We start from the raw sequence: 26,560 nt of genomic DNA, 5'->3' as shown, positions 1-26,560 counted from the left end.
TTTGAGCCGCGGGCGCCCTCCTTTCGCCGGCAGGCCGGCCGCACGCCCCCAACTCCCGCCTCAAAGTTCTCCTCGCACTCCGCGTCGCCTTCTCCTGCTGACGCGTTAAGGGCTGGGGAATTTCTCCGAAAACGCAGGTATTTCGCCGCTGCGACCCGTGCAACCCGCGACGGGGTGTCTATAATGTCGAACAACACTATAGTCGTCCCCGTTCGCGAAGGAGCATATTCCCCATGGCTTACTACTATGACGAGCCGTCACGCACGTTCAACGAGTATCTTTTGGTGCCTGGCCACACGCCTGCTACGTGCATTCCGGCGTCGGTCAGCCTGAAAACGCCGCTCGTCAAGTATCGCAAGGGCGAAGAGGAGTGCCCGCTTTCGCTGAACATTCCGATGGTGTCCGCTATCATGGCCGCCGTTTCCGACGACAACATGGCCGTGGCCCTTGCCACCGAGGGCGGCCTTTCCTTCATCTACGGCAACCAGACCATCGAGCAGGAAGCCGCCATGGTCAAGCGCGTGAAGGATTACAAGGCTGGGTTCGTCGAGTCCGACGCCAACCTTTCCCCCGACATGACGCTCAACGAGGTCGTCGCCCTGAAGGAGGCCACCGACCACTCCACGATGCCTGTTACCGACGACGGCACGGCGCACGGCAAGCTGCTCGGCGTGGTCACCGAGCGCGATTATCGTCTTTCCCGCATGAGCGGCGACGAGAAGGTTTCCGAGTTCATGACCCCGCGCGAGAAGCTGATTGTGGCGCCGGCGGACACCTCCCTCAAGGTTGCCAACGATATCATCTGGGATCACAAGCTGAACTCGCTGCCGCTCGTGAACGACGACGATACGCTCGCCTATATGGTGTTCCGCAAGGACTACGATTCCCACAAATCGAACCCCAACGAGATGCTCGATGCCCACAAGCGCTACATGGTGGGCGCAGGCATCAACTCCCGCGACTACGCCGAGCGCGTTCCTGCGCTGGTCGAGGCGGGCGCCGACGTGCTGTGCATCGACTCGTCCGAGGGCTATTCCGATTGGCAGAAGATGACGATTGAGTGGGTGCGCGAGCACTACGGCGACTCCGTGAAGATCGGTGCCGGCAACGTCGTCGACGGCGAGGGCTTCCGCTTCTTGGCCGAGGCGGGCGCGGACTTCGTGAAGATCGGCATCGGCGGCGGCTCCATCTGCATCACGCGCGAGACCAAGGGCATCGGCCGCGGCCAGGCTACGGCTACCATCGAGGTTGCAAAGGCTCGCGACGAGTACTTCAAGGAGACTGGCATCTACGTGCCCATCTGCTCCGACGGCGGCATCGTCTACGACCACCACATCTCGCTGGCCCTGGCGATGGGCGCAGACTTCGTTATGCTCGGCCGCTACTTCGCGCGCTTCGACGAGTCCCCGTCGGCCAAGGTCATGGTGAATGGCACCTACATGAAGGAGTACTGGGGCGAGGGTTCCGCTCGCGCCCGCAACTGGGGCCGATACGACTTGGGCGGCAAGAAGAGCCTGTCGTTCGAAGAGGGCGTCGATTCGTATGTGCCCTACGCTGGCCCGCTTAAGGACAACATCGCGGTCACGTTGCTCAAGATCAAGTCGACCATGTGCAACTGCGGTGCGCTCACCATCCCCGAGTTCCAGGATAAGGCCAAGCTTACGGTGATCAGCTCCACGTCCATCGTCGAGGGCGGCGCGCACGACGTCCTTCTGAAGGACAAGGCTCCCTACGCTTCCAACATGAGGTAAGCGAGCTTCGCCGTATCTCAACCTGCTGATCAGGTTGCTGACGCGACCGCGTCGGACGTCCTCCTGCAAGCTTTCGCTGCGTGTTTACGATGCGCTGCGAGGGTTCCGCGGGAGATTGGACGCCCGGCGCGGTCTCGTTGTTTTTAGGAAGCTTCGCTATGCTGGCCGTAAACTAGCAAATGGGATATCTCGGTTTTTGTGCCAGAATCTTGTCGATTGCTTTCACTTTGGGCCTTTCCTGCGCTCGCGGTTCACCTGCTTGGACTCCCCTGGGCTGCTTCTGCTCGCAGGTCGTGCTGCCTGGCATTTTGAGAAAACGTTATGCAATCAGCTTCTCGGCAAGTCCCGCCCAGGTCACGCGCTCGATGCCGGCGAAATTGGCGGCACTCGGTGCGGGCGCCGCCGCGGCGGTGTCGAGCGCTTTCGCCAAACGTTGCTCGAAAGCGGGCAGGTCGTCCGCTACGGGTTCGTCGACGCTCTCCATGCGCGGGGGCTCGATGAACCACACGGGCGCCGCGGGGATGTTCGTGGAAATCCACGGACGGATGCCGGGCAGGTCGGTCACCACGGCTTTGCATCCGCAGGCGAGCGCTTCGATTACCACGAGCGGCAGGCCCTCGAAAAACGACGGCAGCACGAACGCATCGGAGTCGCGATATATTCTGGCAAGCTGGTTTTGGTCGACCTTTCCCGGGAAGTCGAACCGATAGGGAGAAGCGTCGGCAAGGGTGCGCAATTCGGCAAACTCGCGTTCATCGTTATAGCCTCCGACTAGGTTGAACGTAATGTCGGACGGCGCGGTTTCCAACAGTTGCGCGCATCGAATCAGGCTTTCCACGCCTTTCTTCCGCCAAATCTTGCCGACGTAGAGGAAGTGGGCGGGCGCGCCTTCAACGTGGGGCGTGCGACCTGTCGGGTTGAAGAGCTCGTCGTTGTATCCCGAACCCACAACGCACACGCGCTTCTCGGGTACGCCGTACAGTTCCACAATCTCGCGCTTCTGCGGTTCGTGTAGCGCGAAGATGCAGTCGAGCGCGCGCACGCCTTCGACGATGAACTCGCGTTCGAGTGAGTGCTTTCCCATCTGGCGCAAATCGGTGCTGTGGCAGATGCCGCGCACGCTCGGGCGCGCGAATCCCCTCGCCTCGGCAACCTCGCGCACGCAGCGCACGGTGACGCTGCACGCCAGATACAGGTGGTGGCAGAGCACCACGTCGGGGAACCTTTCCTCGCATGCTTCGCGAATTGCCTGGTCGAAAGCGTGTTTGAACCGCTCGCACATCTCGGGCGTCATGTCGCGATAACGTGTTGCCTCGTACGGCATCTGGTCGCTCATGCCGCACACGGGAAAGGGCAGCTCGGGCGTGCGGAAGCGCACGGGGTGGAAGGCGACGCCCTCGGGGAGGGTCGCCTCGTCGGCGACGTCGATGCCGGCAACGAGCGTCACATCGTGTCCTGCCGACGAAAATGCGCGCACCGTTTCGGCGGCGTAGACGCCGCTTCCGGTGCTGTCGGGCTTTTGCGCAGTGATGACCAGGATGTTCATGCGGCGTTTCCTCCCAAAAGCGCGGCAACCCTCCGCGGTCGTCCGCTCACGTAGTCTTTGTTGCGTCCTCGGTGACTAGGCTTCGGCGACGTAGGAATCGATCAGGCGGCGCAGCTCATTGACGCCCGTGCCATTCGAAGAGGACGTTACCACGAAGGGGATGTCTTTCGGCAAATCGAGTTTCTTGCGAATGGCAGACGCCTGTTTTCCTGCCGCTTGCTTCGAGAGCTTGTCGGCTTTCGTGAGGGCGATCGCGAAGGGGAAGTCGTTTTCCCAGAGGAACTTCGCCATGTGCATGTCGAGCGCCGAGGGGTCGTGGCGGATGTCGACAAGTGACACCACCAAGGCGAAGCGTCGGTCTTGGTTGAAGTAGCCCTCGATCAGCTCCGACCAGCGGCCTTTCTCCGACTTCGCTACCTTTGCGTAGCCGTAACCGGGCAGGTCGACGAAATCGGTGCCGTCGACATCGTAGAAGTTGATCGTGGCGGTCTTGCCCGGCGTTTGGGACACCTTGGCCAGGCCCTTTCGGTACATGAGTTTGTTCAAAAGGGATGATTTCCCCACGTTCGAGCGCCCGGCGAACGATACTTCGGGGCGGGTCGACTCGGGAAGCTGCGACGAGGTGCCGTAAGCTGCCTTGAACGATGCGATGTGGTAATTCATGGGGATGCCTCTCTTTACGCGTGTGCGCTCATGGTATCAGAAAGCGGCCGCGCCCTGCTCGTTCAATCAGGTGGCGGCTCGCCTTCGGGGGCTTCGGCTGCCCAGCTCGCTTTGCATCCGCCAAGGCGCTTCGACGATGCCTGCAAGGCGGGTTTCGCAGCGTGGAGTGCTCGCTGAAGGTTCCCGCCGAAGTGTCGATTTCCAACTCCGAGCTATGCGCCCTCGTGTCGAACATGCTCGACAATGCGCTCAACGCCTGCGAAGACGTCGACCCTGGCAAACGGTTCGTGGTTTTCAAGGCTTCCGTAAAAGGTTCGTATCTCGTGCTCGATATGTGCAACAGCAAGTCAACGTCGGAAGGGGACGAGGGCCGCGAAACGACGCGCCGCGGAATTCTCGACAGAATCCGGTTCGCCGAGGAGCAGACGAGCGGTGGTTCCCTCGCTGAGCACGGTTGGGGGCTGTCTGTCGTCGACACGATCGCGCAGCGCTACGACGGGGCGGTTGCCCTTGAGCGTTCCAAGGCCGGGTTCCGCATGTCGGTAATGGTCGACCTAGCGGCGCAAACGTAGCCGTTGAGCGTCCTAGATGCGCTACAATATATAGTCGCGTTTTTACCCAGCGAGAATGAAAACGAGAAGGCAGCAACCATGAAAGCTTATAACCCGCATGAGATCGAACCGCGTTGGCAGAAGGCGTGGGACGAATCAGGTCTGAATACCGTTCGAGAAGACGAATCGAAGCCCAAGAAGTACGTGCTCGAGATGTTCCCCTATCCTTCGGGCGACATCCACATGGGGCACGTGCGCAACTACACGATCGGCGACGTGATCGCCCGTTACTCGAAGATGCGCGGCTTCGATGTGCTTCACCCCATGGGGTGGGATGCTTTCGGTCTGCCGGCCGAGAACGCCGCCATCAAGCACCACAGCCACCCTGCGAAGTGGACGTACGCGAACATCGAGACGCAGAAGGCGTCCTTCAAGCGCATGGGCCTGTCCTACGATTGGGACCGCACGGTCGTTGCATGCGACCCCGAGTACTATCGTTGGGGCCAGTGGATCTTCTTGCAGTTCTGGAAGCGCGGGCTTGTCGAGCGCCGCGAGTCTCCGGTTAACTGGTGCCCCAACTGCAAGACCGTTCTCGCAAACGAGCAGGTCACGGAAGGCGAATGCTGGCGCTGCCACGGCGCTGTCGAGAAGCGCGACCTCACGCAGTGGTACTTCAAGATCACCGACTACGCGCAGGAGCTGCTCGATGACCTCGACCAGCTCGACGGCTGGCCCGAGCGCGTGAAGCAGATGCAGGCGAACTGGATCGGCCGTTCGGAAGGCGCCGAAGTCGACTTCGAGCTCCTTCCCGCCGAGGGCAAAGACGACGGCCAGACGATCACCGTGTTCACGACGCGCCCCGACACGCTCTTCGGATGCAGCTTCTTCCTGCTCGCTCCCGAAAGCAAGCTCGTGCCCGAGCTCGTCGCCGGCACCGAATACGAGGCCGAAGTCATGGCTCTCGTGGAGGCCGCTTCCAAGGTGAGCGCCGTCGAGCGCGCCCAGGGCGACCGCGAGAAGCACGGTGCGTTTACCGGCCGCTACGTCGTAAACCCCGTGAACGGCGAGAAGGTCCCCGTGTGGGTTGCCGACTACATCGTGGCCGACTACGGCACCGGCGCGGTTATGGCCGTCCCGTGCGGCGACCAGCGCGACTTCGAGTTCGCCCGCAAGTACGACCTGCCCATCATCCCCATCATCTTGGGTGAGGACGATGCGCTCTATCCGCAGCTCAAAGACGAGCAGAATCGCGTCGTCACCACGGTCGACTGGGAGAAATCCTACGAGGCCGAGGGCAAGCTCGTGCAGTCCGGCAAGTACACCGGCATGGTCGGTGGCAAGCATTCGCCCGCCGTTGACGCGATCATCGGCGACTTGGAGGCCGCGGGCAAGGGTAAGAAGTCGGTGCAGTTCCGTCTGCGCGACTGGCTCATCTCCCGCCAGCGCTACTGGGGAAACCCCATTCCCGCCATCTACTGCGACAAGTGCGGACTCGTGCCGGTTCCCGAAGAGGACCTGCCCGTCACGCTTCCGAAGGATATCGATCTTTCCGCAGGCGAAACGCTCGCCACACATGAGGAGTTCGCGAAGTGCACGTGCCCGAAATGCGGTGGCCCCGCACGTCGCGAGACGGACACGATGGACACGTTCACGTGCTCGAGCTGGTATTACCTGCGCTACACCGACCCTCACAACACCGAGCTGCCTTTCGCTCCCGAGAAGGCGAATCGCTGGATGCCCGTCGACCAGTACATCGGCGGCATCGAGCACGCGATCCTGCATCTCCTCTACAGCCGCTTCTTCACGAAGGTGCTGCGTGATATGGGTATGGTCGACTTCGACGAGCCTTTCAAGAACCTGTTGTGCCAGGGCATGGTGCTTGACGAGCATGGCGACGTCATGAGCAAGTCGAAGGGCAACGTGATCTCGCCCGAGGACATGATCGCAGGTTACGGCGCCGATGCCGTGCGTGCGTACATCCTGTTCATGGCCCCGCCCGACAAGGAGCTGCAGTGGAACGAGGACGGCCTTGCGGGCATGTACAAGTTCCTGAACCGCGTGTGGCGCATGGTTGGCGACTTGGCCGGCGTCGCGGGGGAGGACACGCTTTGCCAGGAAGGCGGCAAGCTTTCTGCCGCTGAGGCCGCGAAGGTGCTCGTGCGCGAACGCCATCGCGTGTGCGGCAAGGTAGTCGAGGACTTCGACCGCAACAACTTCAACACCGCCATCGCCGCCATCATGGAGCTCGCGAACGCGACGGGCGATTTCCTGCATGCGGCATCCGCCGAGGAGCGCGCGGCAAACGCCGATCTCAAGGCACTTTCGGCCGATATCGCCGAGGTGCTCGTGAAGCTGCTTTCGCCGATCTGCCCGCATTGGTCCGAGGAGCTGTGGCACACGGTGCTCGGCCACGAGGGCAGCGTGCACGTCGAGCCGTGGCCGGAGTTCGACCCCGAGAAGGCGAAGGCTGACGAGGTGGAGCTCGCGGTGCAGGTGAACGGCAAGGTGAAGGCGAAGATCACGGTTGCCGCCGACGCCGCGGAGGAAGACGTGAAGGCCCAGGCGCTTGAAGCCGTCTCCCAGGCCATCGAGGGCAAGGACGTGAAGAAGGTCGTCGTCGTCAAGGGACGTTTGGTGAACATCGTCGCGAAATAAACCTCAAAAGAGGATTGTCGCGTTACAATCGTTTCGTTGACAAGATTCGCCGATCACTTGCTAGGCGGCGGATTGAATGGAAAATCGGGGGTCGGCAGTTTCCGCTGCCGACCCTTCTTTGTCCTCTCGCAGTTTGGAAGGCATCGAAGTGATAGCTGCATGATTAAGGCGTTGTTGAAAATACTGTGCACCTGCATTGCCGTCGTGGCGATTGTCGTCGGCGCGACGAACGCGCTGGTGGTTCTCACGACGGAGGACGATATCGTGAGCGTTGACGAGGCCTCGGGCTATCAAGCCGACGCAATCGTCGTGCTCGGCGCGTCGGTGTTCGCCGATGGCACGCCGTCGACGATTCTGCAGGATCGCCTTGATTGCGGCATCGCGCTCTACAAGGCGGGGGCCGCGCCCAAGATCATCATGTCGGGCGACAATAGCACCGAGCACTACAACGAGTGCGCGGCGATGAAGCGCTACGCGATTGCGCAGGGCGTGCCTTCCGAGGATATCTTCTGCGACCATGCGGGCTTTTCCACCTACGAGAGCATGTATCGCGCGAAAAACGTGTTCGGCTGCTCGCGCGTCGTGATCGCCACGCAGACCTACCATCTCTACCGCGCGCTTTACTCGGCGCACGCCTTGGGGGTCGATGCAATCGGCGTAGCGAGCGACTATCGCAGCTACGGCAAGCAGACCTGGTACGATGTGCGCGAGATTCCCGCCCGCACGAAGGACTTTTTCAAGGCGCTCTTCGATGTGCCCTCGACGTATGTGGGCGATCCGATCTCGCTCGACCAATCGGGCGATGTGACAGGCTAGCTGTGGGAAAACGTTCGCCCCGCGGAATGCGCGAGCCTACAGCTCGACGGCCTTGAGCATGTCGATGAGCTCTTGCTTTTTGTGCACGTCGAGTTTCGCGTAGATGCGCTTGCTGTGCGTGCGGATGGTGCTCTCCGACACGATGAGCTCCTCGGCGGTGCGCGCGACGGTGTACCCGCGCGCGATATATTCCATGACCTCCGTCTCGCGGGCGCTCAGGCGGTATTGCTCGCGAAGGACTTGTGCCTGCTTGGAGAGGCGGTCGGTCAGCTCGAAGCCGCTTTCGAAATTGCGCCTGCCGCGCCCGCGTGGGACGTCTGCCTGCGAAGCGGGGTTGCCGCCACGACTTCCCGCGCTGCGTCCGCTCCCATCAGGCTGGCCGCTGTCGCGCCTGTCAACTTCCCCTTCGCTGCGCGTGGACTCGGCCGCAATCGCGGGTTTCTTCGGGAAGGCGGTCGGGGGCTCGGCGGGAAAGTCGCCCTCAGGTGCGCTCGCAGCGCGGTCCTTGCGCTCGTCGTCTGCGGTTAGGTGGCTGGCGGTGCTCTTCGCTATGCGCGCGGGAGGATGGCCATCGAGCATGATAAGCTCGATGTTCTCAGCGGACGGGTCGTGTCGAAGGACTCGCTTGAAGCCGCCTTGGCCGATGAAGATATACCGATCGCGAGTGCGTCGTGTTCGGAGAGACGACGCTTGCGCTGCGCGCGTGGATGCGCGAGCACGGCGTCGCGCGGACAACTGACGATAAGACCCCCGAGGACCACATCGGTCTCATGCTGGCTCTCATGTCCCATCTTTGTCGCACGCAGCCCGAGTCCCTCGACGACTACCTGTGCGGCCATCTGCTCACTTGGGCGCCGCATTACCTGGAGGAGCTCGCCGTGGCAGCTCGTCATCCCTTCTACCGCGGTCTTGCCGAACTCACGCGTTCGACGCTGCTTGGAATCCAAGACTTTCGCGGGCTTTCCGTGAAGCTTCCGCGCTTCTATAAGTAAGGAATCGCCATGTCGACGGGATTCGCCACCGCGTTCAACGAGATCACGCTTGTGCTATTCACGACGCTTGCACCCTCGGGTGCGGTGGCGTATGCGCTTATGTCTTTCCCTATCATTCGTGGGATGCTCTCCGACGATGCCCATCACCGCATTGACAAGGCGCTTTGCATCCCGCTGATCGTGTCGCTGGTGGGGCTTGTCGCGTCGGCTACGCATCTGGGGAACCCGGCGAACGCGCTATACGTGTTCATGGGGGTGGGGAGAAGCCCGCTTTCCAACGAGGTGTTCAGCGCCGTCATATTTCTCGCGTTTTCGGGCGTGTACTGGCTCTACTCGTTCGCCGTGAAGCCCCGCCGGCTGCTCCAGCGCCTGCTCGCCGTCGGGGCGTGCGTGAGCGCCATCGCGTGCATCACCGCTATCGCCTTCGCGTACTCCGCGGACACCATCGTCACATGGAACACCCCCTTTTCCCCGTTAAGCCTTTGGGCAAATGCGCTGCTCGGTGGGCCGGTCCTCGCTATCGTGGGTTTAAGGGCTGCGCGGTGGAAATCGCGGGGGAACCGCTTTGGGCGGTTCATGCTCGTGTTTGCGATCGTCGTGCTGGCGGCATGCCTTGTCGTGTATGCCCTTCAGGGGGCGATTGTGTTGCCGGTTGAGAACGCCGTCGCGTCCGCTGGCGATTTGGTGCCACATTACGCGCTGCTCGTCTGTTTCTTCGCCGTTTTCGCTGCGGCGGGAATCGCTGTTGACGCGTTGTTGCTGTTCAGGACCTCAGTGTCGCAGGAAGGGAAGGCGTCTCCCGATGAGATGACCATCTCGGTCGTGCGCGCCTCGGTTGCGGCGCTACTCGTGCTCGCGGGCATCTTTGTGATGCGTTTTTCCTCCTACATGATGCATATGACGGTCGGCATCAGCTTCTAGCGCGCTCGCAGCTGCGGGCCTACAGGCGCCAGAACCCTCGCCCATGCGATCCCAAGCTGCTAGCGGCTGCTGGAGCTTTCGCCCGCTACTGCCGCCAACTGCTCATTTCCCGCTTTCGTTGGCCAGCGCGTCTTTTCGAGCACCACTTTAGCCGCCTGCAGTATTTCCCCCTCGCATTGTGCCGCCGCCGCGTTATCCTGTGCGGTAAACCTACCAATAGAAAGGGGATTCCATGTACAAAGTGCACTGCTTGAACAACATCTCGCAAAAAGGGCTGGCGCTCCTGTCGTCTGACTATGAGCTGACCGACGACGTGTCGGAGGCCGACGTCATCCTCGTGCGCAGTGCGAACATGCACGAGATGGAATTCTCCGACAACTTGAAGGCGGTCGCGCGCGCGGGCGCGGGCGTGAACAACATCCCGCTCGACGCGCTTGCCGAGCGCGAGATTCCCGTGTTCAACACGCCGGGCGCGAACGCAAACGCCGTGAAGGAACTCGTGCTGTGCGCTCTGCTTCTGGCCGCGCGTGATATCGTGGGAGGCGCTGCATGGTGCCGTCACAACGCGGACGATGAGAACATCGCGAAGAGCGCCGAGAAGGCGAAGAAACAGTTCGCTGGCACCGAAATCATGGGGAAGACGCTCGGGGTAATCGGCCTTGGAGCCATCGGGCGCCTCGTCATCCCCGCTGCTGAGGCGCTGGGGATGAAGACGGTCGGCTACGACCCGTTCCTCGATGCCGAGCGCGCAGCTACCATCTCCCCGAACCTCCGCTTCACTGACGACCTGCTCGACCTGTGCGCAAGCTGCGACTACATCACGATCCATGTCCCGGCGACGCCGAAGACGAAGGGCATGATCGGTGCGGACGAAATTGCGGCCATGAAGGAGGGCGCGGCGTTTCTGAACTTCTCGCGCGACACTCTGGTCGACAATGATGCCATGCGCGCGGGGCTTACGTCGGGCAAGGTTCGCCGTTACGTGACGGACTTCGCAACGCCCGAGGTCATGACGATGGAGGGCGCGCTTGTCCTTCCTCACCTGGGTGCATCGACCGCAGAGGCTGAGGAAAACTGTGCGGAAATGGCCGTGCGCGAAGTCATGGATTACCTGGAAACGGGCAAGAAGGTCCACTGCGTCAACTAGTTTTGCGCATCAACGGCCTGTGAAAACGAGCCGGCGCCAAGACCGCGCCCAGCGCCCGCCTTCTCGTCTTACGCCCCCGCGTACCTCGCGTGCGCTTTCGCGGGCCGTTCGTGGAAGGCTGGGGTTTGCTGGGCGCGGTTCTTTTTTGGGCCCTATCTTTCCCTCTTCGCCCGCTGGGCGGCCTCCACGGCGAGACGGATGCGATTCTCCCTGTTCAGCGCCGATGATTCGGGGTCATAGTCGATAACGGTGATCGGCATATCGGGGTAGCGCCGCGCGTATTCGTGGGCGAAGCCGCGGGCGTGCACATGCGCTTTCATGCAGCCGAAGCTCTGCAGGTAGATCACGCAATCGACCCCTTTGCGTGAGAACTCGTCCAGCTGGTCGAGATAGCGGACGTCCTCGCAGAAGAGCTTGTCGGGGTCGGGCATCGCAACGTCGCACCCCAGGCGTTCCAGCAGCTTCAAGATGGAATCGTTCATGAAGGCATCGAAGCAGAGAAGCGGATTGCCGACAATGCCGACGAGAACTCGCTCGGCGTCTTTTTCCTTGGGCGTGGCGGGTTTTTCGATGGGTTGCGGCCAGCGTTCTTCCCATATGATCTCCGGGCAGCTGCCGTTGAGCCGCCAAACGGTATGGGCGAGCCCGTCGAGCAGACAGCGATTACAGACCAGCGGAATTCGCAATGCTTTGAACTGGGGGTTCTCCTCAACTATTCGCAGAGTGCGTGCGATGAGAGCTGCTGCGGTAAAGCAGACGTCGCCTGGTACTTGGCGTTGCGCCACCTGCGCATCGACGGCGGATATACCCTCGCTCATGACGTTCGGCACATGTTCGGGCGAGCAACCCGCAGGTTCAGGAGTCCCCACACTGCCAGTGACGCTTCCGGCTGCGGTAGACACCTTCTCGATATGCGCTGCTGCGGTCGCCTTGCTGGTGACCGGACGATCGATCGTGCATTCGCCCGCCTCGCTCGAGCTGGTTGCCGACGATTCTTGCGCGTTTCCTCCGCGGCGGCTCATCGACTCGATTCCCTCGGCCAGTGTGCGAAGTCGGATATTGAGGTGCGCCTTGTCCGAAAGGTCGTCGATTTTCAGCGCGGTGAAGGGTTTGCCTGCCGCTTCGAGGATGTCGCGCGCGTCTTCGAGGCTCAGCGCGTCGTAGCCGCAGCCGAACGATTGCAGGCACACAAGATCGACCTGCGGATTCTCGGCAGCGAAGCGAGCGAGGCGTGCAAGGTGCTTGCCCGGTTTCCATGGTGGGCAATTCGGGTCGTGCGGTCGGCGCGTCGCCCACGTGTCTGAGCTTGTGGGGCACAAGATGGCGAACCCCAACTTCGTAAGCATCGTGTCGATTCCCCTCATAAGGCGAGGGTCGGTGTGATAGGGGCGCCCGGCAACCACGATAGCGTGCCGCTGTGCGTCCTCGGCAAGCCAGTCGATTACTTTCCCGTTCGCCCGGGCGATCGCATCGAAGAATTCCCTTTGCGACGCGAGCGCCTTTTCGAGGGCGCGGTCGAACTCTTCGCGGGAAAGCGGCGCGCCGTCAGGACAGAAGCTGGCTACCTCGGAAAAGAGCGTCGAGAGGTCGTCCTCGTCCTTTGCAATGCGCGCCACCTTGAATGATGAGAGGTGGGGTCGCGAAAGCCGCACTTTCCCTTGCTCAAACGCGGGTACGGCATCTGCGAGCGCATCGGCGTATTCGCACGACACCGCGCAGCGTCCGATGCGGTTGAAGCGGGGCATGAAAATGACGTCCGCACCTGCGTCCATCAGGTCAAATGCCCTCATATGCGCAATCTTTGCGGGAAAGCACGCACCTTCGGCGGGGACGGTTGCGAGCGCCGCCTGTTCGAGCGAGGCTCCACGAGCATCGTCGGGCATGACGACGCTGAAACCAAGATCTGCAAACAACGTCCGCCAAAACGGCGTATATTCGTAGGTTTCGAAGCAGTTCATGATGCCGATCGCGCGTGCCCCTCGAAGCCCGGCTTGCACTACGCTCTCAACCGACTGCAGCAGATGCTGCTCGACGGCGATTGCGTTCGGGGCCTGGTGGGGGCGGGGGGCCGGCTCGCGACCTTCAATCGCGGCCGCCTCCGCGGCGCGGGCTTTGGGCTCCTCGTTGCGCGAAAACTCGAAATCATTCGCGTTGCTGCACTTGTTTCCGCTGATGAAACGCCTGTCATTCCCGAAATCGGCAATAGCGAGAAGGCACGCGTTCGAGCACCCTGGGCATCGGGACGAGAAACGCTCGACGGACAGCGACTCAAGCTCGCGCGCGGAAATCATCGTGCTTCGCGACGCTGCGTCCAAATCGCCGTCGGTGTTCCTCGCTGCATCATGGGCTCGCTCGCGCGCGATCAGCGCCGCACCGATCGCTCCCATGAGATGGGCGCTTTCGGGGCGAATGGCCTCCACGCCACAAACCTTCTCGAATGCGCGCAGCGCGGCGTCGGACTTGAAGGTTCCGCCCTGCACGACAATCTTGGAACCCAGCGTGTTGACCCTCTCGGCGCCGATGATGCGGAACAGGGCGTTCTTCACTACCGAATACGCGATGCCCGCTGCCAAATCGTTGACGCTCGCCCCGATCTTCTGGGCGTGTTTGACGCGGGATGACATGAACACCGTGCACTTCGTCCCCAGGTCAACAGGGTGCTCCGAGGTAAGTGCGGCATCGTTGAACGCATGGGGGCTCAAGCGCAGCGAATGCGCGGTTCCCTCGATGAACGATCCGCATCCGCTCGAGCATGCTTCGTTGAGAATAGCGTTCGACACCATGCCGTTCTTGATCCAGAGCGCCTTCATGTCCTGCCCGCCGATGTCGAGCACGAACGTCGCGTCGGGCACGAGCTCCATTGCCGCGCGAGCGTGCGCCGTCGTCTCCACGATGCCTGAATCAATACCGAGCGCCGCACGCAGCAGGTCCTCACCATATCCCGTCGCCGTGGCGTGTGCGACCCAGGCGGTCGTTTCGTCCGTGCCGTAGACGTGGGGGAGCGATCTGTCGAAATCGAGCAGCTCTTCGGTCGCGGTGGCGAGTGCGTCGCCCTGCACCGGCGTATAACAGGAATAAACAAGGTTGCCCGCATCATCGATAACGGCCATCTTCACCGTGGTCGAACCCGCGTCTATCCCTAAGTAAAGCGGACCCTTGCAATCGAAGAGCCTCTTTCGAGGGAAATCAACCCGTGCATGGCGCTTCTTGAACGCCTTGCGCTCCTCGTCGGTTGCGAACAGAGGGTCAAGCCGAGCCAAGTCATCCTCCGGCGCATCCGCTTGTCGTATGCGCTCCTCGAGTTGCCCAAGCGATGTGGGCTTGCTTTCTGGCAGCTCCCCTGCATACAGTGCGGCTCCATGGGCGGTGAAGATGTGGGCCCAGCGCGGCCTAATGCCCTCTCCGCGTTTCAGTCCAAGGCCAATTTGAAAGCGTCTGACCAGGTCAGGAATGAATTGCAGTGGCCCTCCGAGGAAAATGACCTTCCCTTTGATGGGCCGTCCGCACGCGAGCCCGGTAATCGTTTGGCGTACGACGGCCTCAAGGGCGCTTGCCGCGATGTCGCTCTTCTTGGCGCCGGCATTCAAAAGGGGTCGCACGTCGGTTTGCGCGAACACGGCGCATCGCGATGCGATCGGGTAGATACGCGACGCCCCGCCCGCAAGTCGGCTCATGTCGCTTGTGCGCACGCCGAGCATGAAGGCAATCGAGTCGATGAATCCGCCCGTTCCGCCAGCGCAGGTCGCGTTCATCCGCTGTTCGGGAGAGCCCGAGAGATACATCACCTTCGCATCCTCACCGCCAAGCTCGATGACGGCATCGGCGTCGGGGTAGAGTTCCCGCACGGCACGCTCGGTTGCCAGAACTTCCTGCACAAACGGGAGCTTGAGCATCTCGGCGAGTGCGATGCCCGCCGAGCCGGTGACGGTTGCCTTGCCGGGAAGGTCGCCGTAACGCCAGACCAAGTTGTGCAGAATATCGACAAGCGTCTCGCGGATGTTCGAAAGATGGCGGCGGTAAATCGAGTTCACCACGGTGCCATCTTCGTCGACGATCACCACTTTCACGGTCTTCGACCCTGCGTCGATTCCGAAGCGATACGTTTTAGCGGGTTTCTCTGCCGTCATCTTTCGAGCGCCAACTTACGCGCTAGCGGCGTGGAGGATTATTCTCCGAGTCGTATGCCTCGCGTTTGGCGGCCTCGACCATGCTGAGAAGCTCCTGCTGCGTGTGGATATCGAGCTTGCGATAGATGTGGTTGATGTGCGTCTTCGCCGTGCTCTTAGAGATGCAGAGCTGGTCTTGAATGAACGCCGCGTTATGACCCTTCGCAAGAAGGAACATAACCTCGGTCTCGCGCCGCGAGAGAAGATAACGATCGGCAATTGCCTCGCATTGGGCATGGAAGCGGCCCTTCGCGCGGCGACCCTCCTCGGCATCCTGCGGTGTCTCCTGAGGTTCTTCGGATTCGGGAGCGGGCACCTTCTCTGCAGTGGCATCTTTCTCGTCCAGCGCGGCGATGTGCTTTTTCAGGGCTTCCGTTCCCTGATCCACGTTTACTCCTTCAGTTGGGGCGGCGACAATCGCCTTCACTTCGCGCTGGCGAGGGGACAGCACGTATCCGAGGATGAGCGCAAACAGAACGAGTAGAGCCCCAGAGCCGTAATCGGCTCCCGTGATCATGGAGCTGGCGTCGCTGATCGGTGTCATGGCGAAGAGTGTCCCGAAAAGAGAGGCAAGCGCAAGCGTGCCTCGTCCCGTGCCGAATACGAAAATGGGCGAAAGGCGGAACTCCTGCGCCAGATCGGCGAAGAATATCCACATGAGCGCTTCAAAACACATGTATCCCACGATGAGCGCGAGGCACGCGAGAAGCGAGCTCGGGGAGTTGAGGAACGGCAGGGAAATCGCTGCGAGGGCGATGAACGGCAAAAGCGTTCGGAAGATGAGGTCCCAATGCCCCTCGTTCTTCGAAATGAAAATCGTTGCGATGGTGATGAACATGCCCAAACAGGCTGCGGCGCCCATGACGAGAAGCATCGTTAAGTCGGCGGCAGGGAGCACGATGTTGCTCGCAACGGTGCGCAGGACGCCGAGCGCGAAACCGAAGATCGCTGTCGGGATAAGCATGCGGACAAGGAACTGCGCGGGCTTGACCGTCAACGGATGGAAAATCGGAATCTCGCGACGACGATAGTAGGGAATCGGCGTCAGACGCCAGAGGATGAAGACTTCGGCAATGGGGAAGATGCCGGTGATGACGCCCGAGCAGAAGGGCGGCACCAAGTGAGTGAGAACCATGTAGAGGCCGATGCCGATGGCGACTGAAACCGCCGTGTTCAGGATGATAGTGCTGAACTCATAGCGTGCGAACGCCGTGCCCCACAGCACGACCATAAGACTCGATCCGATGCCCGTTGCCAAGCCGGCGAAGAGCAGGGCGAGGGTGCCGAGGGGTCCGCCGACAGGAACGAGGAACGAGGCGTAGGTGCCCAAACAGATGAGCGATGCGGAAAGCCCGAGCGCTCGCTTCGACACGTAGAAGCGCAAGAACATCTGATTGGTAACGCCAAGGGCAAGAAGTGCGATGCCGAAGAAAATCATCGAGATTACGAGCACAATGAGTGAGCAGGAATATGCCCCGTCGAAGAGCATGGTGAAGGGCGTGTCGGTCCCGAAAAACACGCCAGCACTGAACATGGCAGAGTAAATCCATGCTTGATGGAAGCCGTACCCGAGTGAAAGCGTATTAAGTTCACCCGAGGCGTCAGAGCCGTTTTCCTTGCCTGCGACCGTGATAGTGACATGCGGAAAAGTCGAAGCCATAAGTTGTTCCCCTAAATAATGCGTTTGCGAGCTTCGTGATTATCTTCTTTTGCGCGGTAAATCTCAACCTAAGCGTTCGATACTGCGTACGCAGCTATATTACCCTACTGAAGCTAGGTAATGCTATCGAATGCGCGCAATCTTTGCTCAATTTCGTGCGCAGAATGCAGCAAAAACAACACAGTGCCTATTTTGGGGAAGGGACAGGCAATTGCGATTTGATGAGGGCAAAAGTGGGCAGATTTACGCGTGGATGTCGAAATATCAACCCGTGAGGTTGATGCGATATCCACAAAAATAACCTCATGGTTTGACGCTCATACCGTTTGCCTTACGTAAAGTACCGCTTGTCTGTTCGCCGGCGTTTTTATACCGCTGGCCGCAGGGGATAGATTGGCAATTTGAAAGAGAAGTCAGAAAGGGGGATGCGCACACGCGGTTTCTCGCAGTGGATGCGAGGGGGCACCGAAGCTTCTGCAATGGCCGGTATTGAAGAGTCACTACCCGTAGTTGCGGAATCTGAATTCTGGGGTACGTCCTTCGCACCATGTTCTTACCGTTAGTGCAAATGGGGAGTAATTGCATGGCGGTTCGCCTAAGGGATATAGGCAAAGCCGCTCCGCTTGAGTCGGGATACTCAAGCTTCTCACTTAAAGGAGGGACTAATGAACGGTAAGGAATTCACCGTTTCAGAGGTTGTAGACCATTTGGGAGTTAACGGCCACACGTGGCTTATGTTCTTCCTCATGATCTTCGCTATGATTTTCGATGGTTACGACTTCATGGTCGTTAACACCACCAACCTGTTCGTTGCACATACGTTCTGGCCCGACAATCCGAACCCGGGTGCTCTCATGGGCTCGCTCACCACGTGGGGCCTGCTCGGCATGGTTCTCGGCGGCGCAGTCGGCGGCATCCTGTCCGACAAGATCGGCCGTAAGAAGATGCTGACCATCGCAGTTATCTTCTATGGTCTGTTCACCCTGCCCCAGGCTTTCGCGAACGACCTCGTGTTCTTCGCAGCATTCCGCCTGATCGCCGGCTTCGGCGTCGGCTCCTGCATCCCCATCGTCACCACCGTGTTCTCTGAGACGATTCCGTCCAAGCAGCGCGGCGTCTTCGTGACGATCGGCATGGCGGGCATGGTTGCTGGCTGGGTTCTCGCTGGCGTTATCGGCAACCCGATCTGCAACACCGCAACCCCGATTTTCGGCGGCTTCACCAACGAGGTCACCTACCTCAACGCTGATGGTTCCTCTGCCACCATGTACGCCAACTGGCGCCTCTGCTACCTGATCGGCGCTCTGCCCATCATCTACGGAATCGTGCTTCACTTCTTCATGCATGAGACCCCGCACTGGTTCGCCAATGCCGGCCGCATGGAAGAGGCTTGCAAGGCTCTCAACCATCTGCAGCGCTCCGCTGGCCAGGAAGAGACCCACTTCGACCCGAAGCTCCTCGTCGTTCCGCCGAAGCCTGCCAAGACCTCCCCGAACATCCTGTTCTCCAAGAAGTTCATCGTCCCGACCGCTGCTATCTGGACCGCTTACTTCGTTGGCCAGTTCTGCGTGTACGGCATGAACGCATGGCTGCCCACCTGGTTCAAGGGCATTGGCTACACCCCGACTGAGGCTGTTGCTCTCCAGACCTGGAACAACGTTGCTGCTATCGCCTCCAACTGCTGCGTCGGCTTCGTCGCTGACCGCATCGGCCGTAAGCGCAACCTGGCGTTCTCCTGGATCTTCTGCATCGTCGCAATCGTCATCTGCTCCGTGTTCGTTGTCCCGAACAACTTCGGTCTGTCGATTGCCCTCATGCTTCTCTTCGGCTTCGCTCTGAACTACGCCATCACCGCTGTTCAGCCGCTGATGCCTGAGTCTTACCCGACCGCAATCCGCAACACCGGCGTTTCGTGGTGCCAGGCGTTCGCCCGCTTCGGCGGCTCCGCCTCCTCGATCGTCCTCGGCGGCATCGCTGGTATGGCTATGTTCCAGACCGCTGAAGGCGCCACGAACTGGTCGTCGGTCGTTCTCGTCCTCATCGTTCCGTTCGTTCTCGGCTTCATCTGCTGCCTCCTGTTCGTTAAGGAAACCGGCGGCAAGTCCATGGACGAGCTCGCTGGCGACGGCAGGACCGACGCTTCCGACACCGGCATGACGAACTTCATCATCATGCTCGTCGTGATCGCGTTCCTGTTCATCACCTGCATCGTGTGCCCGCTGGCCATCACCGATTGGTCGAAGCTCCCGATTGCTCTGCCCCTCATGGCAGTCGGCGTTCTGCTTCCGTTCGTCTACTTCTTCATCTTCGCTACCCCGCATCGCAAGGCTTACTTCGCGGAATAGCGCAAGCTGGAAAAGTAACCCATTCGGTTGCATCGAGAACCCCCGCTTCGGCGGGGGTTCTTTTGTTGTGCGGGCAGGGCAGGGGCGACATTAACCGCCTCCGGGCGCTAGAGTGTTGCTGTCAGGTGCCACCTGCTCCTGAAGAAGCGCTTGGAGGATATAAGGAAGGCCTCGGGTCGCGATGCCCGAGGCCTTCCTTATATCTCTAGTTTTGGGTTGTTGGTTGGCGTTTGCCCAGCTAAAGCAGCAGTTACTAGCCGAGAGGATTACCCTCCTCATCGTAGAGCTTCTCGTAGGGAACGCCCTTGGGCTGGATGAAGTCGAAGAACTTGCCGAAGGTACCGCGTTTCTTTCCGCCGCGCTCGTCTTCATCGGGGTCGCTCAAGCCCTTATACTCCTCTTTGATGCACATGGCCACCGTGGCCTCAACGGCAATACGCAGCGTCGCCGTGTCGCGAGCAGTTACCTCGAAGCACTCGCCGTGGTCCTTGAACAGCGTCTTGCGAACGTGGACTTCGTTTTTCTTCTTTTTGATCTGGAAGAAGTCGACCGGTGGTTTGCTCACGCTGCCGTGGATGTCCCACAGCATGCCCTCGATATAATAGTGCTCCTTGATGACGCGGGTTTGGAACTCGTATTCGAAGCGATCGTGGCGCAGATAATAGTTGAGTGCCTTGTTGTCGGGTCTGATTTGGCCGATTTGGCCGCCCATGCGCCCGATCATCGCGATGCGGTCGGACTCTTTCTCCCAAGGGCCCTCGAAGCGCAAAGCTCGTTCTCCGTCGCTATACCAAACATCGAAATCCTCGTGTTTCGCGATAGCGTCGACGGGGAAGTACATCTTGTTGAACTTGGGCATAGAGCTCCTTCGGTAGTGCCGAAAACGTTACTAAAAGTATAGTGCAAGACGTGATTTCGCCGCTTTAGGGGTCGGCAATCTCATAGATTTAGCTTTAAAAGCTACCGTTATTCTTGCTTCTCGATTTTATCATAGGAACGCCCCATATAGTGGATTATGTCTTATACGTTTTCCCTGATAAGACGAGGAAATTCAACCCCAAAGAATGATGGTGAAAATATAAAGACATCCCATTGTGATGATGCATTTCCCTGCTCGAGCTATAAACTAAAGAAGCTTTGATAACAGAGCTTAGATATCGATTGCTCAATTAACGGATTGGGAAGGTCCAGAGCAGCCGATGGCTACGTTCGGACAAAGCGGAAGGTAAATCGAAGCGTCAATCCGGCGGGGATGGCGTTTTGAAAAAAGGATGCCCGAAGTTTTTGGTATGAAGCCGAATCTTCGGGAAGCTACAAAGGAGGATTGTTATGTGTTTTCGTCCTGCAGACGCATCGGCTGGCCCGAACAAGTGCCCGCACTGCGGCAAGACCATCCAGGCTATGGGCGGCATGGTTCTCAAGAACTGCCCCTTCTGCAAAGGTGATCTGACGGCTGCTGCTCCTGGCGCTCCGGCTGCCCCCGGTGCCCCCGGTGCTCCGGCTGCTCCTGGTGCCCCTGCGGCTCCCGGTGCCCCCAAGGCTCCTGGCATGTAAGAAGCCACTCGTTCCGCAACGTAATAGTTGTAGTACGATTTTTCAAAGACTGGTCCAGAAAGCTTCTGGACCAGTCTTTTTTATTCCCTGAAATGCCCTCTAAGGTACAATGAACTGCATGAACAGCGTAAATTCAGCAACGCAGAAATCATTGCCGGCATAAAGGAGGAGCTGTGCAGGTTAAAGACAGAGTTCGCGAGGACGATGGGGACAAGCAGGAGTTGGTTCTGACCCTGGTCGCGTCCGCCGACGAAGTGAAGGAAGCGGCAGACAAGTTCTTCGCCGAAATCGCTCAGCGCGATATTCCTGGGTTCCGCAAGGGCAAGGCGCCTCGCGCGGTTCTCGAACAGAACGTTGGCGGCCACAAGAACGCCATGGGCGGCGTCGCCGAGATGCTCATCAACGAAAAGGCCTTCAAGGCGCTTGACGATGCGGACGTGATCTTCGTAGGGGAACCGGATTTCAACGTTGATAACGATGTCGTCGAGGGCCAGCCGTTCACGTTCACTGTCTCCGGCGCCGTGGTGCCGCAGATGAAGCTTTCGAGCTACGACGGTGTTTCCATCGAAATGCCGCCTGACGAGGCTACCGATGCGGAGGTCGAGCGCCAGCTCAAACATCTCCAGGATGTCTACCATTCCTTTGAAAAGATCGACGACCCCGAACATGTTGCAGAAATGGGCGATGTTGTCTCGGCGGCCGTGACGGTTACGCAAGACGGCAACGCCGTGAACGGCCTTCGCTATGCGACGCGCATGATCGAGTTGGGTTCTGGTTCCATGCCCGCGTCCTTTGACGAGCATCTTGTCGGCAGCAAGCTCGGCGATACTCTCGAATTCGATTTCGAGGCGAAAGACGAGGAGGGCAACACGCAGTTTGGTGATGGCCAGCTGCACGCCAACGTCGAGATTCAGGAATTCCGCCGCAAGATTGTTCCCGAGATTGGCGACGAGCTCGCGGCCAAGGTGGGCTGCATGGACGCCGAGGATATGCGCAAGCAGATGCGCCACCAGATCAATCAACACAAAGAAGCTGAGCTCCCGGGCCTTATGGTGCAGCGTGCGGTTGACGCGCTCGCTGATCGCCTTGTGGGCGACGTTCCGCAATACTACGTGGACTTCATTCGTCAGGACGTCGGCCGCGAGATGATGCAGAGCTTCGAGAAGCAAGGCACCTCTCTACAGGAGTGGCTCCTCAACAACAACGGCAAGGCCGATGAGATCAAGGAGAACGTGACGCAGGAGGCGATCCGCCGCGCCCGTATCGATTGCGCCCTCGAGGCCCTCGTTGCCGAGAAGGGCTTCGATGTAACCGAGGAGGACATCGAGAAGGAGCTTGCCCAGGAAGACGATGCCATCGCAACGCGCGAGAAGTGGGAGAAGGCGAACCGCATGGCAGAGCTTCGCAAGGTCTGCCGCCACTCGAAGGCTTCTCGTTGGCTTGTACAGACCGCAGAAGTGACCGTAGTCGACGAAGAGGCTTAAACCAGCATAGAAACGCTCAGGCGCGCTGCGGCACCTTGGCCGGGCGCCGGAAAAGGGAGATGAACATGGATCTTGGATCTACCGTAACGCTCGTGTACACGGGTAAATTGGAAGATGGTACCGTTTTCGGCTATGCAACCGAGGAAAACCCCATGGTTTTCCAAACGGGCATGGACATGGCGATCGACGGCTTTGAAAAGGAAATCCTCGCCATGGAAGGTATCGAGGGCGAGAAGAAGACCTTTACCGTCGGTCAGTACGATGCGTACGGCGAGTACCTCGATGATTACGTCGCCGTCATCCCAACGCACCAGATTCCCAAGCGCGATATCAAGGTTGGTTCTCGTCTGTGGATGGCCAACGACGAGGGCGAACCGACGCTTGGTACCGTCATCGAGATTGAGGGCGGCAACGCCAAGTTCGACTTGAACCACCCGCTCGCAGGCAAGGACCTCACCTTCGAGGTAGAGATCAAGAGCGTCGAGGCGGCTCCTGAGAACTTCGTCTCGGAGCACGAGAAGCGCCAGCACATGAAGGAGCAGTCGAAGCTCCTCGGCGGCGACCAGGGCGAATCCTACCGATAGCGCATCGCCGAAGCCGCGCATTCATACCCAAGTGAAGCCAGAGGTCCTTGCAGTTCAATGCGGGGGCCTCCTCACGTCTTAGAAGAGCTGAGGCGAGCCTCGCTCAGGCGAAAGAAAAGCCGCTGCAGTTAATGCAGCGGCTTTCGCATGCTGGGGGAGTGCAGAGGCGCTTACAGCGTGACGAAGTTCTCGGGGAACTGCTTGTTCGCGTTCAGCACGTCCTTGCTCGTGTCGCCGTAGCGCAGCCATTCGGTGTCGGTTGCCTTGCGCTTGATCATGGCGTTTTCCATAATCTCTTTCAGCGCCTTGGTCTTGCGGGCGTATTCTTCCATTTGGGGAAGTCGCCCATCGAGCTCGATCTGACGGCGCTTGTAAGCCTTGTCCTGAATGGAGTCGCCCGGAATGATGGCGTAGAAGTCCTCGGCCTCGAGCGTGTAATTGGCATGGTCGGCGTATGCAGCCAGAGCGGAATCCTCCTTCAGGCTTTGGATGGTGCGCTCGCGAACGTCGGCGTCGAGTTGCTCGGGCGTGATGCCGCGCTGCTCACAGAACTCTTCCTTCGTCATGCCCTGGCGACTGATCATCTCTTCCATGCGCATCGTCGATGCATAGAGGGAGTTCTCTACGAGATCGGCGGGGAGTTCCTCGACAAGGCGCTTGGACAGTTCCTTGCAAATGGCGTCCTGGTCGGCAAGCTCCTGGACCTCGCGATTGTCGCGATACATGTTGTAGCGGATGAAAATCAAAAGCTCGTCGACCGACTTGAAATCCTTGCAGTGGGCGTTGACCCAGCCGTCGGTCAGCTTCGCCTTCTCGCCTTCCTTGCAGATGTTGATCTCAAGCCAGCGGACAGCGGTCTCGCGGATCGTGTCTTCGGGAATGCGGACTTCCTCGGCGATCGCGTAGACGGGATCATAAGAAGTAAGGGTGAATTGCTGAGTGGTCATAGTGCGTTCCTCCCCAAAAAACCGGGCCGTGAATCAGGCCCGGGACGTGACGTGGATATCTTCATACGTAATTGGTATCAGACAGCATGAATACCGCTTCTTATTGTACCAATGGATGGTGTCATGCAGCGTGTGATTCCGCGCCTTTTCATACCTGATTTCAGGGGAGCGAAGCGAAATGCCAAAAAGTTGAAAAATGGACATGCCGTTCGCGGAATATTTCATGACCAGGGGAAATAGAGGGTCATATCGAGAAAATCAACCTGAAAGGATGAGGTTGAACTACCCAAAAACAACCCGCTGATTCGATTCCAAACCCCGTAATGTCTCTAATATGAAACGTGCCTTGAGGCGGTGACGCGAGGAAGCAAGACAGCGGCTTCCAAGCAACCCCGCTCGGTAAATGTGGAGAAAGAAATTGGCGAGGGAAAAGGAAGGAAGAAGACTATGGCATATGGTAAGCAGTGGCGTACCGAGCTTGAAGACGGTACCGTAGTCACTCGTAGCAACACTTGGTCTCCTCCGGGATCTCACCCGGTTGGATACGGTGTCAAGGTCGTTACGAAGGGCGATCAGCTCATCCGTATCGAAGGCGACGACGATAACCCGATCACCACTGGTCGTGTTAACGCCATGAACCTTGCTCTTCGCGAGTACACCCATTCTCCGAATCGCGTCATCTACCCGATGAAGCGCGCATTCGAAGATCGCGGCAAGGACAAGTGGGAGCGCACCACTTGGGACGAGGCAATGGACACGATCTGCGAGAAGGTCCGTTACTTCCAGAACACCTACGGCCCCGAGTCCATCGTTTGCTTCGGTGGTACCGGCCGTGAGGCTTGCATTTACTACTACGCGCTGACGTTCTCCGTTCTGCAGTCCCCCAACTGCTGCTACACGCAGTCTGGCTGGTCCTGCTACGGTCCTCGTTGCTCCATCTCTGACTACGTGCTCGGCGCAGGCTATCCTGAGCTCGACTACGCTGGTCATCTGCCCGGTTCTTATCATGACCCGCGTTACACGCTGTCCAAGTGGGTTGTGGTTTGGGGCAAGGAGCCGCTGCCCTCCAACGGTGACGGTTTCTTCGGCCACTGCCTCGTCGACATGATGAAGCTTGGCACGCACATCATCTCCATCGATCCCCGCATCACCTGGGTCGGCGCTCATGATGGCAACATCAACCTGCAGGTTCGTCCGCAGACCGACACGGCTCTCGCACTCGGCCTCATCAACCTCCTCTTCGAGAACGATGAGTACGATCACGAGTTCGTCGAGAAATGGATTTATGGCGTTGACGAGCTGAAGGCTCGCGCCGCTGAGTATCCCGTGGACAAGGTCGCCGAGATCACCACGGTCGACGCTGAGGATATCAAGCGCGTCGCCCACATCATCGGCACCGAGCGTCCTATCGGTTGGGCTTGGGGTCTGGCATTCGACCAGAACAAGAACGGCGTTCAGCTGTCCCAGTCCTTCATCATCCTGGCTGCTATGTGCGGTTCTATCGACCGTCCTGGCGGACTTACCCTTGGTCCTCCGTCGGCACTTCTCGGCAAGTGGCGCATGGAGCAGCGCGGCGCTATGACCGACGAAGTTTGGTCGAAGCGTATCGGTGCTGCGCAGTGGCCTGGCCTGTCCACCGGCATGGCTACCACCCAGCCTGACGAGACCCTGAACACCATGGAGACGGATCAGCCGTACGCTCTGAAGATGGGCTGGTTCAACAGCTCCAACTTCCTGACGCCGACCTGCTCTGCTCAGCCGAAGCGTTGGCACAAGGCTCTCCAGAAGCTCGAGTTCGTCGTCATCCAGGACCTCACCCAGACGCCGACTTCCATGGCTCTCGGTGACTACTTCCTGCCCATGTCCACCTGGGCTGAGCATGACGGCATCGTCCTCACCCACTATGGCCGCAACACTGTGTTCATGGGCCCCATGAACAAGGCTCTCACGGTTGGCGAGTGCAAGTCCGACATCGAGATCTGCCTCATGTTCGGTCAGCGCCTCAACCCCGAGTGGTGGCCGTGGTACAAGCCTGCAGACGGCAAGTCGCTTGACCTCCCTGCTCTGCAGCAGGCAGTCGAAGACTTCTTCAGCGATCAGCTCAAGGAACTCGGCTTCGACTGGAAGACCTTCCAGGAGCTCGGCCTTTATCAGCCTGGTGCTCATGGCTTCGAGTACGAGAAGTATGAGAAGGGCATGCTCCGCTTCGATGGCGCTCCCGGCTTCAACACCATTACCGGCCAGATCGAAGCCTACTCGATTCTTTACGAATCCTGGGGCGAGGATCCGCTGCCGTACTACGAGGAGCCGAACTACAGCCCGATCAGCAAGCCCGACTTGGCTGGTCAGTATCCTCTGATCACCACCTCTGGTTCTCGTCGCTACAGCTCCTTCCATTCTGAGCATCGTCAGGTTCCGTCCCTGCGCCAGATCGATCCGTGGCCGTGGTGCCAGATCAATCCGGAGACCGCTGCAGAGTACGATGTGACCGACGGTGACTGGATTGAGGTCTACAACATGTTCGGCGAGGCTCGCTTCAAGGCAGAGATCACGCCGGTCATGAAGCCTGGTATCCTCAACTGCGCTCACGGCTGGTGGTTCCCTGAGCAGGACGGCGAAGAGCCCAACCTGTTCGGCGTTTGGAAGTCCAACTTCAACAGCCTCGTGCCGCATCAGAACATTGGTAAGCTTGGCTTTGGCGCTCCGTACAAGGGTGTTATGTGCAACATCCGCCGCGTCCATAGCCTGAACTCCGACGACTAAGAAAGGAAGTGGCAT

At 59.5% G+C, this 26,560-nt stretch carries 18 protein-coding genes and 1 pseudogene; 12 read left to right on the top strand and 7 right to left on the bottom strand.

What is annotated here, in order from left to right; translation table 11 throughout:
• Positions 1–233: 233 nt before the first annotated feature.
• Complete coding sequence (locus F8C90_RS02480) at positions 234–1,751, top strand: IMP dehydrogenase (RefSeq protein ID WP_158048869.1); 1,518 nt, start codon at positions 234–236, stop codon at positions 1,749–1,751.
• A gap of 319 nt (positions 1,752–2,070) precedes the next feature.
• Here the strand turns inward: F8C90_RS02480 and F8C90_RS02475 are convergent, their stop codons facing one another.
• Both F8C90_RS02475 and yihA read right to left on the bottom strand, forming a co-directional pair.
• Positions 2,071–3,297, bottom strand: a complete 1,227-nt coding sequence (locus F8C90_RS02475) for a glycosyltransferase family 4 protein (RefSeq protein WP_158048868.1) — start codon at positions 3,295–3,297, stop codon at positions 2,071–2,073.
• A gap of 75 nt (positions 3,298–3,372) precedes the next feature.
• Positions 3,373–3,960 (bottom strand): ribosome biogenesis GTP-binding protein YihA/YsxC, encoded by a 588-nt coding sequence (yihA, locus tag F8C90_RS02470; RefSeq protein WP_158048867.1) that lies wholly within the window; start codon positions 3,958–3,960, stop codon positions 3,373–3,375.
• Positions 3,961–4,121: 161 nt separating this feature from the next.
• Here yihA and F8C90_RS02465 point away from each other — a divergent pair, with 161 nt between their 5' ends.
• From F8C90_RS02465 to F8C90_RS02455, 3 genes are all read left to right on the top strand, one after another.
• Entirely contained in the window at positions 4,122–4,532 is a 411-nt protein-coding gene (locus F8C90_RS02465) for a GHKL domain-containing protein (RefSeq protein WP_170264502.1), read from the top strand.
• 78 nt (positions 4,533–4,610) lie between these two features.
• Complete coding sequence (leuS, locus tag F8C90_RS02460; protein WP_158048865.1) at positions 4,611–7,166, top strand: leucine--tRNA ligase; 2,556 nt, start codon at positions 4,611–4,613, stop codon at positions 7,164–7,166.
• A gap of 159 nt (positions 7,167–7,325) precedes the next feature.
• Positions 7,326–7,982, top strand: a complete 657-nt coding sequence (locus F8C90_RS02455) for a SanA/YdcF family protein (RefSeq protein WP_158048864.1) — start codon at positions 7,326–7,328, stop codon at positions 7,980–7,982.
• A 36-nt stretch (positions 7,983–8,018) separates the two neighbouring features.
• Here F8C90_RS02455 and F8C90_RS02450 read toward each other — a convergent pair whose 3' ends face one another.
• Positions 8,019–8,561 carry a response regulator transcription factor gene (locus F8C90_RS02450; RefSeq protein WP_158048863.1) on the bottom strand — a complete coding sequence of 181 codons (543 nt, stop codon included), beginning with the start codon at positions 8,559–8,561 and terminating at the stop codon, positions 8,019–8,021.
• Between the two features lie 83 nt (positions 8,562–8,644).
• Here F8C90_RS02450 and F8C90_RS02445 point away from each other — a divergent pair.
• The 3 genes and pseudogenes from F8C90_RS02445 to F8C90_RS02435 form a co-directional block, all read left to right on the top strand.
• Positions 8,645–8,974: pseudogene (locus F8C90_RS02445) on the top strand (molecular chaperone TorD family protein); the annotation flags it as partial.
• Between the two features lie 9 nt (positions 8,975–8,983).
• The gene (locus F8C90_RS02440) at positions 8,984–9,895 is read left to right on the top strand and encodes a dimethyl sulfoxide reductase anchor subunit family protein (RefSeq protein ID WP_158048861.1); all 912 of its coding nucleotides are present in this window, start codon (positions 8,984–8,986) and stop codon (positions 9,893–9,895) included.
• Positions 9,896–10,127: 232 nt separating this feature from the next.
• On the top strand, positions 10,128–11,042 hold the full coding sequence (locus tag F8C90_RS02435; RefSeq protein WP_158048860.1) for a 3-phosphoglycerate dehydrogenase: 915 nt from the start codon (positions 10,128–10,130) through the stop codon (positions 11,040–11,042).
• 152 nt (positions 11,043–11,194) lie between these two features.
• Here the strand turns inward: F8C90_RS02435 and F8C90_RS02430 are convergent, their stop codons facing one another.
• Positions 11,195–15,169, bottom strand: coding sequence for an acyl-CoA dehydratase activase (locus tag F8C90_RS02430; RefSeq protein ID WP_158048859.1), 3,975 nt, complete (start codon positions 15,167–15,169; stop codon positions 11,195–11,197).
• Between the two features lie 22 nt (positions 15,170–15,191).
• A complete protein-coding gene (locus F8C90_RS02425; RefSeq protein WP_158048858.1) occupies positions 15,192–16,868 on the bottom strand; it encodes a LuxR C-terminal-related transcriptional regulator in 1,677 nt (558 codons plus the stop codon).
• 665 nt (positions 16,869–17,533) lie between these two features.
• Between F8C90_RS02425 and F8C90_RS02420 the strand changes: the two genes are divergently transcribed.
• Positions 17,534–19,213 (top strand): MFS transporter, encoded by a 1,680-nt coding sequence (locus F8C90_RS02420; RefSeq protein WP_158048857.1) that lies wholly within the window; start codon positions 17,534–17,536, stop codon positions 19,211–19,213.
• A gap of 253 nt (positions 19,214–19,466) precedes the next feature.
• Here F8C90_RS02420 and F8C90_RS02415 read toward each other — a convergent pair whose 3' ends face one another.
• Complete coding sequence (locus tag F8C90_RS02415) at positions 19,467–20,072, bottom strand: hypothetical protein (protein ID WP_158048856.1); 606 nt, start codon at positions 20,070–20,072, stop codon at positions 19,467–19,469.
• A 470-nt stretch (positions 20,073–20,542) separates the two neighbouring features.
• Between F8C90_RS02415 and F8C90_RS10875 the strand changes: the two genes are divergently transcribed.
• From F8C90_RS10875 to F8C90_RS02400, 3 genes are all read left to right on the top strand, one after another.
• Positions 20,543–20,767, top strand: coding sequence for a hypothetical protein (locus F8C90_RS10875; protein WP_170264496.1), 225 nt, complete (start codon positions 20,543–20,545; stop codon positions 20,765–20,767).
• Positions 20,768–20,940: 173 nt separating this feature from the next.
• Positions 20,941–22,251: a trigger factor gene (tig, locus tag F8C90_RS02405; RefSeq protein ID WP_170264501.1), complete on the top strand. Its 1,311-nt coding sequence runs from the start codon at positions 20,941–20,943 to the stop codon at positions 22,249–22,251.
• A gap of 65 nt (positions 22,252–22,316) precedes the next feature.
• Positions 22,317–22,835 carry an FKBP-type peptidyl-prolyl cis-trans isomerase gene (locus F8C90_RS02400; protein ID WP_170264500.1) on the top strand — a complete coding sequence of 173 codons (519 nt, stop codon included), beginning with the start codon at positions 22,317–22,319 and terminating at the stop codon, positions 22,833–22,835.
• Positions 22,836–23,005: 170 nt separating this feature from the next.
• Here F8C90_RS02400 and F8C90_RS02395 read toward each other — a convergent pair whose 3' ends face one another.
• Entirely contained in the window at positions 23,006–23,782 is a 777-nt protein-coding gene (locus F8C90_RS02395; RefSeq protein ID WP_158048853.1) for a trigger factor, read from the bottom strand.
• A 447-nt stretch (positions 23,783–24,229) separates the two neighbouring features.
• On the opposite strand from F8C90_RS02395, the gene F8C90_RS02390 reads away from it, so the two are divergent.
• The gene (locus F8C90_RS02390) at positions 24,230–26,545 is read left to right on the top strand and encodes a molybdopterin-dependent oxidoreductase (protein ID WP_158048852.1); all 2,316 of its coding nucleotides are present in this window, start codon (positions 24,230–24,232) and stop codon (positions 26,543–26,545) included.
• The last annotated feature ends 15 nt before the right edge of the window (positions 26,546–26,560 follow it).

The sequence above is a fragment of the Ellagibacter isourolithinifaciens genome (assembly GCF_008831035.1).
In the GTDB taxonomy this organism is placed as follows: domain Bacteria; phylum Actinomycetota; class Coriobacteriia; order Coriobacteriales; family Eggerthellaceae; genus Ellagibacter; species Ellagibacter isourolithinifaciens.
Note: the sequence above shows the minus strand (reverse complement) of the source record. Positions and strands in the feature narration are given on the sequence as shown.